Annotated in this window: 8 protein-coding genes; all 8 read left to right on the forward strand. The window is 59.2% G+C overall.

All coding sequences use genetic code 11. The annotated features are described in order from the left end of the window. Positions 1-10: 10 nt before the first annotated feature. The 8 genes from rplK to rpsG all read left to right on the forward strand — a co-directional run bounded on the left by rplK (position 11) and on the right by rpsG (position 12,467). Entirely contained in the window at positions 11-445 is a 435-nt protein-coding gene (gene rplK / locus HKD31_RS03260) for a 50S ribosomal protein L11 (protein ID WP_008852418.1), read from the forward strand. Between the two features lie 4 nt (positions 446-449). Continuing rightward, positions 450-1,142 carry a 50S ribosomal protein L1 gene (gene rplA / locus HKD31_RS03265; protein WP_011251974.1) on the forward strand — a complete coding sequence of 231 codons (693 nt, stop codon included), beginning with the start codon at positions 450-452 and terminating at the stop codon, positions 1,140-1,142. 308 nt (positions 1,143-1,450) lie between these two features. Further along, the gene (gene rplJ / locus HKD31_RS03270; protein ID WP_041110860.1) at positions 1,451-1,975 is read left to right on the forward strand and encodes a 50S ribosomal protein L10; all 525 of its coding nucleotides are present in this window, start codon (positions 1,451-1,453) and stop codon (positions 1,973-1,975) included. Positions 1,976-2,043: 68 nt separating this feature from the next. Continuing rightward, complete coding sequence (gene rplL / locus HKD31_RS03275) at positions 2,044-2,418, forward strand: 50S ribosomal protein L7/L12 (RefSeq protein WP_041110858.1); 375 nt, start codon at positions 2,044-2,046, stop codon at positions 2,416-2,418. Positions 2,419-2,658: 240 nt separating this feature from the next. After that, on the forward strand, positions 2,659-6,831 hold the full coding sequence (gene rpoB, locus HKD31_RS03280; protein WP_194264069.1) for a DNA-directed RNA polymerase subunit beta: 4,173 nt from the start codon (positions 2,659-2,661) through the stop codon (positions 6,829-6,831). An 80-nt stretch (positions 6,832-6,911) separates the two neighbouring features. Further along, on the forward strand, positions 6,912-11,231 hold the full coding sequence (gene rpoC, locus HKD31_RS03285; RefSeq protein ID WP_194263620.1) for a DNA-directed RNA polymerase subunit beta': 4,320 nt from the start codon (positions 6,912-6,914) through the stop codon (positions 11,229-11,231). A gap of 375 nt (positions 11,232-11,606) precedes the next feature. Then, complete coding sequence (gene rpsL, locus HKD31_RS03290) at positions 11,607-11,978, forward strand: 30S ribosomal protein S12 (RefSeq protein ID WP_011251969.1); 372 nt, start codon at positions 11,607-11,609, stop codon at positions 11,976-11,978. Positions 11,979-11,990: 12 nt separating this feature from the next. Continuing rightward, positions 11,991-12,467: a 30S ribosomal protein S7 gene (gene rpsG / locus HKD31_RS03295; protein WP_011251968.1), complete on the forward strand. Its 477-nt coding sequence runs from the start codon at positions 11,991-11,993 to the stop codon at positions 12,465-12,467. Positions 12,468-12,552: the final 85 nt, after the last annotated feature.

Consider the following 12,552-nt stretch of genomic DNA (forward strand, 5'->3'; position numbering starts at 1 on the left):
AGTCCCGGATATGGCCAAAAAAGTTGTTGGCTACATCAAGCTTCAGATCCCGGCTGGTAAAGCCAATCCTTCTCCGCCGGTTGGTCCGGCTCTGGGTCAGCGCGGCCTGAACATCATGCAGTTCTGCAAGGAGTTCAACGCCAAGACCCAGCAGCTCGAGCCCGGCATGCCGATCCCGGTGGTCATCACCGCCTATGCGGATCGCACGTTCTCCTTCATCACGAAGACGCCGCCGAACACGTACTTCCTGCTGAAGGCTGCCAAGATTTCCAAGGGCAGCCAGACGGTCGGCAAGTCCGCTGCGGTTGGTTCCGTGACGACGGCTCAGCTTCGCGAGATCGCTGAGACGAAGTTCAAGGACATGAACGCCAACGACATTGACGGTGCCGTGCGCATGCTCGCCGGTTCTGCCAAGTCGATGGGCCTGAACGTGGTGGAGGGCTGATATCATGGCCAAGAACAAGCGTCTGACCGCCGCACAGGCAACTGTCGAGCGTAACAAGCCGTATGGTCTGTCCGAGGCCGTCGCTCTGGTGAAGAGCAACGCCAAGGCCAAGTTCGACGAGACGATCGAAATCTCGCTGAACCTCGGCATTGACCCGCGTCATGCTGACCAGATGGTCCGTGGTCTGATCTCCCTGCCGAACGGCACGGGCAAGACCCTTCGCGTTGGCGTTTTCGCCCGTGGCCCGAAGGCTGAAGAAGCCCTGGCTGCCGGCGCGGAAGTTGTTGGTGCGGAAGATCTGGCTGAAAAGATCCAGGCTGGCGAAATCGATTTCGACCGCTGCATTGCAACGCCGGACATGATGGCTCTCGTGGGGCGCCTGGGTAAGATCCTCGGCCCGCGTGGCCTGATGCCGAACCCGCGTCTCGGCACGGTGACCATGGACGTCAAGGGTGCCATCACGGCAGCCAAGTCCGGTCAGGTCGAGTACCGCGCCGAGAAGGCCGGTATCATTCATGCCGGCGTCGGCAAGGCTTCCTTCGATGAAGCCAAGCTGGTCGAGAACATCAACGCTCTGGTCGATGCCGTTCAGAAGGCTCGTCCGACGGGTGCCAAGGGTACGTATCTGAAGAAGGCAGCCCTGTCTTCCACGATGGGTCCGGGCGTTCGCGTTGACGTTGCGAGCTTCGAAGCCTGATTGACAGGTGGTCTTCCTTCTGGGAAAGACCACCACGAAATGACGTCACGCCTTCGGGTGTGATGGCTAAGGGGTGGCCCGCTTCGGTGGGCTGCTTCCAAACCTGTCCAAGACCGCACGTGGACCTTCGGGGCCTTAAGGATCCTTCGGGATCGCGGGCGTCAGACGGGGCGACAGTATTTTTGTGGCTCTGCTGCGATGTGCTGGGTTCGCTCACTTCTGTGGACAGGCGAGCGGGACTGCTTCGAAAGAGGCGGTTCCATGGGTAACCTGGTCCGGTGAAAGCCGGACTGACGAGGAGACAGGTTTTGGACCGTACGGAAAAACGGGCCTTTGTTGAGTTCCTCGCCGATGTGTTTGGCAGCACGTCCATGGTTGTCGTCACCCAGAACAAGGGTCTGACGGTTGCCGATGTGACGGAACTGCGTCGACGCATTCGTGCGGCAGGGGCGACATACAAGGTTGCGAAGAACCGGCTGGCCAGCCGTGCTCTGGATGGGACCCAATTCGACGGCATCGCGCCGCTGCTCAAGGGACCGACCGCGCTTGCGTGGTCTGAAGACCCGGCATCGGTGGCAAAGGTGATCGTCGAGTTCGCCAAGACGAACGACAAACTGGTGGTGCTTGGTGGTGCCCTCGGTTCCCAGACGCTTGGCGTCGACGGAATCAAGGCCCTTGCCGAGCTGCCGTCGCTGGACGAGCTGCGCGCAAAGCTGGTGGGTATGATCAATACCCCGGCCACGCGTATCGCAGGTGTTGTCCAGGCGCCGGCTGGCCAGCTTGCTCGCGTCTTTGGCGCCTATGCCAAGGCCGGCGAAGCAGAAGCCGCCTGAGAATGAAGGCCCGCGCTGCGGCGTAGGCCTTGAACCTGATCAACAGTACATCAATTTAGGATAAGACCATGGCCGATCTGGCAAAGATTGTTGAAGAGCTGTCCGCTCTGACCGTTCTGGAAGCTGCAGAACTCTCCAAGATGCTCGAAGAGAAGTGGGGCGTTTCCGCTGCTGCTCCGGTTGCAGTTGCTGCTGCTGCCGGTGGCGCTGCTGCTGCACCTGCTGAAGAGCAGACCGAATTCACGGTTGTCCTGGCTGATGCCGGCGACAAGAAGATCAACGTGATTAAGGAAGTCCGTGGCATCACGGGCCTGGGTCTGAAGGAAGCCAAGGACCTGGTCGAAGGCGCACCGAAGACCGTCAAGGAAGGCGCGTCCAAGGACGAAGCTGCCAAGATCAAGAAGGCTCTTGAAGACGCCGGCGCCAAGGTCGAAGTCAAGTAATTCACTGACTTCAGGCTGCTCCGTTCGCGGAGCAGTCTCTGCCTGGCAGACAGATGGGGCGGGGATCGCATGCGGTTCCCGCCCGATTTGCCGTTGGAGCAAAACGGGCGTATAGTACGCGGCTCGCCACGTACTGAAAATTTCATAATGGCCGGTCGTTCCGGTCGTCCGCAATGCTGGGGCCAGTTTCCCAGCGCCGTTTACGGGCGACTCGAAGGTCTGGTGCAGAGGGCAGAAGAGATGAACGCGATCACCAAATCGTTCACGGGACGCAAAAGGATCCGCAAAAGTTTCGGGCGTATTCCCGAAATTGCGCCGATGCCCAATTTGATCGACGTGCAGCGCGCCTCCTACGAGGCATTCCTGCAGATGAACGTGAGCCCTGACAGTCGGCAGGATGCCGGGCTGCAGGAAGTCTTCCGTTCGGTTTTTCCGATCAACGATTTTGCGGGTCGCGGTCGTCTGGACTTCATGTCCTACGAATTCGAAGATCCGAAATATGACGTCGAAGAGTGCATTCAGCGCGGTCTGACCTATGCGGCTCCGCTGAAGGTCATTCTTCGTCTGACGACGTGGGACATCGACGAGGATACGGGTTCGCGCTCGATCCACGACATGAAGGAACAGCCGGTTTACATGGGCGATATGCCGCTCATGACCGATAACGGCACTTTCATTATCAATGGCACCGAGCGTGTCATCGTCTCGCAGATGCATCGTAGCCCGGGCGTGTTCTTCGATCACGACAAGGGCAAGACGCATTCTTCGGGCAAGTATCTCTTTGCTGCCCGCGTTATTCCGTATCGTGGTTCCTGGCTCGATTTCGAGTTTGACGCCAAGGACCTGATCTATGTCCGCATCGATCGCAAGCGCAAGCTGCCGGTCACCACACTTCTGTATGCGCTTGAGGGTGCAAACTACCTCGCGCAGCGTGAGCAGAAAATTGCGGAAGGTGGCGATGTCGAGGGTCTTGATATCCGCGGAATGGATCAGGACGAAATCCTGTCCTACTTCTACGAGGCCGTGCCGTTCACCCGTCTGGGTGGAGAATGGGCGCGTCCGTTTGATCCGGATGCATTCCGTGGTCTGAAGCTGCTCAGCCCGCTGGTGGATGCTGACACGGGCGAAGTGGTTGCCGAGGCCGATGCCAAGCTGACCGCCCGTATGGTCCGCAAGATCGCGGAAAAGACTCGCGTCGTGCAGGTCGGTCGCCTCGATATTCTCGGACGCTTCCTGGCCTATGATCTCGTGAACGAGAACACGGGCGAGATCTACGGCGAAGCTGGCGAAGAGCTGACGGAAGACCGTCTGGCAGCGCTTGAAGAAATGGGCATCACGGAGCTTCCGCTGCTGTCCGTTGACGGTTCGCATGGTCCCTGGATCCGCAATACGCTGGCTGCCGACAAGAACAGCTGCCGTGACGAAGCGCTGATCGACATCTATCGCATCATGCGTCCGGGCGAACCGCCGACCAAGGAAACGGCGGAAGCCATGTTCCATGGTCTGTTCTTCGACCAGGGCCGCTACGATCTTTCCGCGGTTGGCCGTGTGAAGATGAACATGCGTCTTGATGTCGACGCGCCGGACACCCTGCGTGTTCTGCGTAAGGAAGACATCCTGCGCACGATCAAGATCATGTGCGAACTCAAGGACGGTCGCGGCCAGATCGACGATATCGACAACCTCGGTAACCGTCGTGTCCGCTCTGTCGGCGAACTGATGGAAAACCAGTATCGCGTTGGTCTGCTCCGTATGGAGCGCGCCATCCGCGAGCGTATGGGTTCCGTCGACATCGACACGGTCATGCCGCATGACCTGATCAACGCGAAGCCGGCTGCTGCTGCCGTGCGTGAATTCTTCGGATCCTCGCAGCTCAGCCAGTTCATGGACCAGACGAACCCGCTCTCCGAAGTGACGCACAAGCGTCGTCTTTCGGCGCTTGGCCCGGGCGGTCTGACCCGTGAGCGCGCAGGCTTCGAAGTCCGTGACGTTCATCCGACGCATTACGGCCGTATCTGCCCGATCGAGACGCCGGAAGGCCCGAACATCGGTCTGATCAATTCGCTGTCGACCTATGCCAAGGTGAACAAGTACGGCTTCATCGAGACGCCGTATCGTCTGGTGGAAGAGGGCGTTCTTCAGGACGGCTGGAAATATCTTTCCGCCATGGAGGAAGAAAAGCTCGTCGTTGCCCAGGCCGACGCCAAGCAGGACGATCAGGGCCGTCTGACGGACGAACTCGTTTCCGTCCGTCGTTCCGGTGACTTCCGCGTTGTTCCGCCGGATCAGGTCACGGCCTGCGACGTTTCGCCGAAGCAGCTTGTGTCTGTCGCTGCCGCGCTCATTCCGTTCCTTGAGAACGATGACGCCAACCGCGCCCTGATGGGCGCGAACATGCAGCGTCAGGCTGTGCCGCTGGTGAAGGCTGATGCCCCGCTGGTCGGTACCGGCATGGAAGCCGCTGTTGCGCATGATTCCGGTGCCACCATCGTTGCCAAGCGTCGTGGTGTCATCGACCAGATCGATGGTGCCCGTATCGTGGTGCGTGCGACGGACGAAGCCGGCGCCACGCAGGGTGTGGATATCTACCGCTTGCGCAAGTACATGCGTTCCAATCAGTCCACCTGCATCAACCAGCGTCCGCTGGTGAAGGTCGGTGATACGGTTCATGCCGGTGACATCATCGCTGACGGTCCCTCAACCGAACTGGGTGAACTGGCTCTGGGCCGCAACGTGCTCGTCGCGTTCATGCCTTGGAACGGTTACAACTTCGAAGATTCCATCCTGATCTCCGAGCGTATTGCCCGTGATGACGTGTTCACTTCGATCCATATCGAAGAGTTCGAAGTCATGGCCCGCGATACGAAGCTGGGTCAGGAAGAAATCACGCGCGACATTCCGAATGTCGGTGAGGAAGCCCTGCGCAACCTCGATGAAGCCGGTATTGTTTATGTTGGCGCCGAGGTGAATCCCGGTGACATTCTCGTTGGTAAGGTGACGCCGAAGGGTGAAAGCCCGATGACGCCGGAAGAGAAGCTTCTGCGCGCCATCTTCGGTGAAAAGGCTTCCGATGTCCGTGATACGTCCCTGAAGCTGCCGCCTGGCACGACGGGTACGATTGTCGACGTTCGCGTCTTCTCCCGCCGTGGCGTGGACAAGGACGAGCGTGCGATGGCCATCGAGCGCGCGGAAATTGAGCGTCTTACCAAGGACCGTGACGACGAGCGTGGCATTCAGGAGCGCAGCTTCTACAACCGTCTGCGTGAGCGTCTGGTTGGCCAGACGGCGGGTGCTGGCTTCAAGGGTATCCGCTCCGGTACGCCGATCACGGAAGAGGTTCTGGACGAGCATCATCGCGCAACCTGGGCCAGCATCACGGTCACGTCCGACGAAGTCATGGCGGAGCTCGAGAAGCTGCGCGGCGAGTTCAAGGAAGCGACCCGCCGGATCGATGCGCGTTTCGACAGCAAGGTTGAGAAGCTGCAGCGTGGCGATGAGCTGCCGCCTGGCGTGATGAAGATGGTCAAAGTCTTCGTTGCCGTGAAGCGCAAGCTTCAGCCGGGTGACAAGATGGCCGGTCGTCACGGTAACAAGGGTGTCGTCTCCCGCGTTGTTCCGGTCGAGGACATGCCGTTCCTTGAGAATGGTCAGGCTGTCGACATCGTGCTGAACCCGCTGGGTGTGCCATCGCGCATGAACATCGGTCAGATCCTGGAGACCCATCTGGGTTGGGCGTGTGCCAATATCGGCGCAAGCATCGGCGATATGGTGGACGAGTATCAGCGGACCGGCGAGCGCAAGCAGGAACTGCTTGACCGTCTGCATGAAGTCTATGGAGACGTAATCTTCAATGACGACATTGCAACGCTGCCGAACGAACAGCTGATCGAACTTGCGAACAACCTTCGCAAGGGTCTGCCGATCGCAACGCCGGTGTTCGACGGCGCCTCCATTCCCGACATCGAAGAGATGCTCGAGAAGGCTGGCGTCAACAAGTCGGGCCAGTCGCAGCTGATTGATGGTCGTACGGGTGAACTGTTCGAACGTCAGACGACGGTTGGCTACATCTACATGCTGAAGCTGCATCACCTTGTCGACGACAAGATCCATGCACGCTCGATCGGTCCTTACTCGCTCGTCACACAGCAGCCGCTGGGTGGTAAGGCGCAGTTCGGTGGCCAGCGCTTTGGTGAGATGGAAGTGTGGGCCCTTGAGGCATACGGTGCAGCCTACACGCTGCAGGAAATGCTGACGGTGAAGTCGGATGACGTGTCCGGCCGTACCAAGGTCTACGAGGCAATCGTTCGCGAGCAGGACGATTTCGAAGCAGGCATTCCGGAGAGCTTCAACGTTCTGATCAAGGAACTGAAGTCGCTCGGCCTGAATGTCGAACTCGAGCAGAGCGGGCTTTAATTGCCCGCTCCCTCCTTCTCGCCACGGTTCATTTTTAAGGTGTCCGCGGGACGCCGCGGTACACATTGGGGTTTCGGCGCATGAACGAACTCATGAAGATCCTGGGTCAGACCGGCCAGTCGGTGACCTTCGACCAGATCAAGATCCAGCTCGCCTCCAGCGAGCAGGTGCGGTCATGGTCTTACGGCGAAATCAAGAAGCCGGAGACCATTAACTACCGGACGTTCAAGCCTGAGCGTGACGGTCTGTTCTGTGCTCGTATCTTTGGCCCGATCAAGGATTACGAGTGCCTTTGCGGCAAGTACAAGCGGATGAAGTTCCGCGGTATCGTCTGCGAAAAGTGCGGTGTGGAAGTCACGCTGGCCAAGGTGCGCCGTGAGCGCATGGGCCACATCGAACTGGCGTCCCCGGTTGCACATATCTGGTTCCTGAAGTCCCTGCCGAGCCGCATCGCCACGATGCTGGATCTGCCGCTCAAGGACGTCGAGCCGGTCCTGTATTTCGAGAAGTTTCTGGTGCTCGACAAGGGCGTCTGTGAATCCGATCAGATCGATTCGTACAAGAACGGCAAGAAGCGCGACCAGTACCTGCTGGACGAAATCCGCTGCGAAGACCTGCTGGATGAATATCCGGATGCGGGCATCGACGTTGGAATCGGCGCAGAGGCCATCAAGCGCGCGCTGTCCAGCTATGACTGGGGCATTCCGAACGACCAGGAACGTGAGCTGAGCCTCGCGGCGAAGGAAAAGGGCCTGCCGGATCCGTTCGACTATGACGCTGACGTCATGGAAGGCGATTCCGAGAAGACCATGATGCGCAAGAAGCTGCGCAAGGCGACCTCGGAAGCCGCGCGCAAGAAGCTCGTCAAGCGTCTGAAGCTGGTTGAAGCCTTCGTGGAAAGCGGCTCGCGCCCGGACTGGATGATCATGGACATCGTTCCGGTCATCCCGCCGGAACTGCGTCCGCTGGTGCCTCTGGATGGTGGCCGTTTTGCAACGTCCGATCTGAACGACCTGTACCGCCGCGTCATCAACCGGAACAACCGTCTGAAGCGGCTGATCGAGCTGCGTGCGCCGGACATCATTGTCCGCAACGAAAAGCGCATGCTGCAGGAAGCTGTTGACGCCCTGTTCGACAACGGTCGCCGTGGCCGTGCCATCACGGGTGCCAACAAGCGTCCGCTGAAGTCACTGTCCGATATGCTGAAGGGCAAGCAGGGCCGTTTCCGTCAGAACCTGCTCGGAAAGCGCGTCGACTACTCCGGCCGTTCGGTCATCGTGGTCGGTCCGGAACTGAAGCTGCATCAGTGCGGTCTTCCGAAGAAGATGGCGCTCGAGCTGTTCAAGCCGTTCATCTACTCGAAGCTCGAGAAGTACGGTCACGCCACCACCATCAAGGCTGCAAAGCGCATGGTGGAGAAGGAGCGTCCGGAAGTCTGGGATATCCTGGAAGAGGTGATCCGCGAGCATCCGGTCATGCTGAACCGTGCGCCGACGCTTCACCGTCTGGGTATCCAGGCGTTCGAGCCGACGCTGATCGAAGGCAAGGCCATCCAGCTTCACCCGCTGGTCTGCACCGCGTTCAATGCCGACTTCGACGGTGACCAGATGGCCGTTCACGTGCCGCTGTCGCTTGAAGCCCAGCTTGAAGCCCGCGTGCTGATGATGTCCACGAACAACATCCTCAGCCCCGCGAACGGTAAGCCGATCATCGTGCCGTCCCAGGATATTGTGCTTGGCCTGTATTACCTGAGCCTTGAGGTTCCGGAATACCGCGAGACGCCTGACGAAGCCGTCATCAAGGATGGCAAGATCGTCACGGCAGCTCCGCCGGCTTACTCGGATGTCGCCGAAATCGAGAGCGCCATGCTTTCGGGTTCGCTGAAGCTGCATGACAAGATCCGTCTGCGTCTGCCGACGATCGATGCCGACGGGAAGTCGGTCCGCCAGACGATCGTGACCACGCCGGGTCGTGCGCTGATTGCGCAGATCCTGCCGAAGCATCAGGCCATTCCGTTCAGCCTGATTAACAAGCAGCTGACGAAGAAGAACGTGTCCGACGTGATCGACACGGTCTATCGCCACTGTGGTCAGAAGGAAGCCGTGATCTTCTGTGACCGTCTGATGGGGCTTGGTTTCCGTCATGCAGCCCGTGCCGGCATTTCCTTCGGCAAGGATGACATGATCATTCCGGAAGCCAAGGCAACGCTGGTTGGCAAGACGTCGGAAGAAGTCAAGGAGTTCGAGCAGCAGTATCAGGACGGTCTGATAACGGCTGGTGAGCGCTACAACAAGGTGGTTGATGCCTGGTCACGCTGCACGGACGAAGTCCAGGCTGCGATGCTCAAGGAGATCTCCAAACAGGTCATTGGCAAGCCGACGAACTCGGTCTGGATGATGAGCCACTCCGGTGCCCGTGGGTCGCCGGCCCAGATGAAGCAGCTCGCCGGTATGCGCGGTCTGATGGTGAAGCCTTCGGGCGAGATCATCGAACAGCCGATTATCGCGAACTTCAAGGAAGGCTTGTCGGTTCTCGATTACTTCACGTCCAGCCACGGTGCCCGTAAGGGCCTCGCGGATACGGCGCTGAAGACCGCGAACTCGGGTTACCTGACGCGTCGTCTCGTCGACGTGGCGCAGGACTGCATCATTGTCGAGCCGGATTGCGGTACGGAGCGCGGCCTGACGGTCCGTGCGGTCATGGATAGCGGCGAAGTCGTTGCCTCCCTGTCCGAGCGTATCCTAGGTCGTACCCTGTCCAAGGATGTGATCCATCCGGTGACGCAGGATGTCATCCTGCCGCGCAACACGCTGATCGAGGAAGCCGAGGCCGAGCTTATCGAGAAGGCTGGTGTGGAAAGCGTCGATATCCGCTCTGTCCTGACCTGTGACAGCCGCGTCGGTATCTGCGCTCACTGCTATGGCCGTGATCTGGCCCGCGGTACGCCGGTCAATATCGGTGAGGCTGTCGGCGTTATCGCTGCCCAGTCCATCGGTGAGCCGGGCACCCAGCTGACGATGCGTACCTTCCATATTGGTGGTGCGGCAACGCGTGGTGCCGAGCAGTCCATGGTCGAAGCGTCCCGCGACGGTATCGTGACGATCAAGAACCGCAACGTCGTCGAGAACTCGCAGAAGGTTCTGGTCGTGATGTCGCGTAACTGCGAGATCCTGCTGACCGACGAAAACGGTGTGGAACGTGCCCGCTACCGTGTGCCTTACGGTGCACGTCTGATGGTCTCGGAAGGCGAAGCGGTGACGCGGACCCAGAAGATGGCCGAGTGGGACCCGTACACCCTGCCGATCATCACCGAGCAGGCTGGTACCGTCGAGTATCTCGACCTGATCGACAGCATCACGCTCGTTGAGCGCATGGATGAAGTCACGGGTCTGAGCTCGAAGGTCGTCGTTGACTACAAGCAGGCAGCCAAGGGTGTGGATCTGCGTCCGCGCCTGCAGCTCAAGGATGCTTCCGGCAACGTCGTCAAGCTCGCCAATGGCAATGACGCCCGCTACTTCCTCTCTCCGGACAGTATTCTGTCGGTGGAGAACGGAGCAGAGGTCAATGCCGGTGACGTGCTGGCCCGTATTCCTCGCGAAGGGTCTAAGACGCGTGACATTACGGGTGGTCTGCCGCGTGTGGCAGAACTCTTCGAGGCACGTCGTCCGAAGGATCATGCGATCATTGCCGAAGGCGAGGGCCGTATCGAATTCGGGAAGGACTACAAGTCCAAGCGCTGCGTCATCGTCAAGAACGACGATACGGGTGAAGAGACGCAGTACCTCATCCCGAAGGGCAAGCACGTTTCCGTTCAGGAAGGCGACTTTGTCCAGAAGGGCGATCCGCTGGTCGACGGTCCGCGCGTGCCGCATGACATTCTCAAGGTCATGGGTGTCGAGGCCCTGTCCGACTATCTCGTGAACGAGATTCAGGACGTCTATCGACTGCAGGGCGTGAAGATCAATGACAAGCATATCGAAGTCATTGTTCGTCAGATGCTGCAGAAGGTGGAAATCCTTGAACCGGGTGACTCGACCTACCTGATCGGCGAGACGGTGGACCGTATCGAGTACGAGGGTGAAAACCAGCGTCTCATGGAGAACGGGGATACGCCTGCAAAGGCCATGCCGGTTCTGCAGGGCATCACCAAGGCGTCTCTGCAGACGCAGTCCTTCATCTCGGCGGCCTCCTTCCAGGAGACCACACGTGTCCTCACGGATGCGGCGACGTCGGGCAAGGTGGATACCCTCAACGGTCTGAAGGAGAACGTGATTGTCGGGCGTCTGATCCCGGCAGGAACGGGCAGTGTGATGAACCGCCTGCGGGGCATCGCTGCCAGCCAGGACCGTCAGCGCGTCGGTGGAACGTCTCCTAAGGCCGTCGAAGACGCAGCGGAATGAGAAAGGGATCCCCGCTTTTGAATGATGCGGGGATCCGGTTCGCCCGATTCCGGAAACTTTCTTTGCAGAATCGGGCCATTTCGGCTGAACCACTTGACTTGGCGTCGAACCCTTCGTAGGTTCCGCGCCCTCGGCTACTGCCTTCCCGGAAGGCTGAAAAAGCCGACGAAGTTTAAAGAATCGCATGCGGTGCCGCTATTCTCTCAGGAGTAGATGCCAAGGCCGCACGCTAAAGAGGGAAGGGAACAGCTCAGGCTGTTTCCTTTTCATGATGTGGAAATGGCAGGCGGTCCTACCGCATTTCGGTTGGAACAAATGTCACGACAGAAACAGCAATGTTGCTGTCTGAAATAGGACAAGGATTGGGAAGGGCGCATGCCGACCATCAACCAGTTGATCGCGAACGGCCGTGAGCCGGCCGCAAAGCGGAACAAGGTCCCCGCACTGCAGGGCTGCCCGCAGAAGCGCGGCGTTTGCACGCGTGTGTATACCGTAACGCCGAAGAAGCCGAACTCCGCTCTGCGTAAGGTCGCCAAGGTGCGTCTGACCAACGGGTATGAGGTCGTGAGCTACATTCCGGGTGAAGGCCACAACCTTCAGGAACACAGTGTTGTTCTGATCCGTGGTGGCCGCGTGAAGGATCTTCCTGGCGTCCGTTATCACATCCTGCGTGGTGTGCTTGATACACAGGGTCTCGCCAAGCGTCGTCAGCGTCGTTCGCTGTATGGCGCGAAGCGTCCGAAGTAAGAGGTATTTGGAATGAGTCGCCGTCACCGCGCTGTAAAGCGCGAGATCCTTCCCGATCCGAAGTTCGGAGACGTCGTCATTACGCGCTTCATGAATGCGCTGATGTACGATGGTAAGAAATCCACTGCCGAAGGCATCGTTTACGGTGCTCTCGAAGTCATGCGCCGTCGCGGCGGCACGACTGCAGATCCGGTGGCCATGTTCCACTCGGCTCTGGACAACGTGAAGCCTGCGGTTGAAGTCCGCTCGCGTCGCGTCGGTGGCGCAACCTATCAGGTTCCGGTTGAAGTCCGCGCCGAGCGCCGTCAGGCTCTCGCGATCCGCTGGCTGATTGATGCCTCCCGCAAGCGTGGCGAGAACACGATGCAGGAGCGTCTGTCCAACGAACTGATGGATGCGGTCAACAACCGTGGTTCCGCTGTCAAGAAGCGCGAAGACACGCACCGCATGGCTGAAGCCAACAAGGCATTCAGCCACTATCGCTGGTAATCAGAACCGGTTAAAGGGCTTCCGGCAGTGTCTCGATCTTCGGATCCGGCACTGACTGGTTTGAACTTTCAGTCTTACTCCCGTT

The organism is Gluconobacter potus, assembly GCF_015244705.1.
GTDB classification, from domain to species: domain Bacteria; phylum Pseudomonadota; class Alphaproteobacteria; order Acetobacterales; family Acetobacteraceae; genus Gluconobacter; species Gluconobacter potus.

Excerpts from the sequence above, each read along its gene's own strand:
- rpsG (WP_011251968.1), top strand. The coding sequence starts at position 11,991 with ATGAGTCGCCGTCACCGCGCTGTAAAGCGCGAGATCCTTCCCGATCCG.
- rplL (WP_041110858.1), top strand. The coding sequence starts at position 2,044 with ATGGCCGATCTGGCAAAGATTGTTGAAGAGCTGTCCGCTCTGACCGTT.
- rpoB (WP_194264069.1), top strand. The coding sequence starts at position 2,659 with ATGAACGCGATCACCAAATCGTTCACGGGACGCAAAAGGATCCGCAAA.
- rplA (WP_011251974.1), top strand. The coding sequence starts at position 450 with ATGGCCAAGAACAAGCGTCTGACCGCCGCACAGGCAACTGTCGAGCGT.
- rpsL (WP_011251969.1), top strand. The coding sequence starts at position 11,607 with ATGCCGACCATCAACCAGTTGATCGCGAACGGCCGTGAGCCGGCCGCA.
- rpoC (WP_194263620.1), top strand. The coding sequence starts at position 6,912 with ATGAACGAACTCATGAAGATCCTGGGTCAGACCGGCCAGTCGGTGACC.
- rplK (WP_008852418.1), top strand. The coding sequence starts at position 11 with ATGGCCAAAAAAGTTGTTGGCTACATCAAGCTTCAGATCCCGGCTGGT.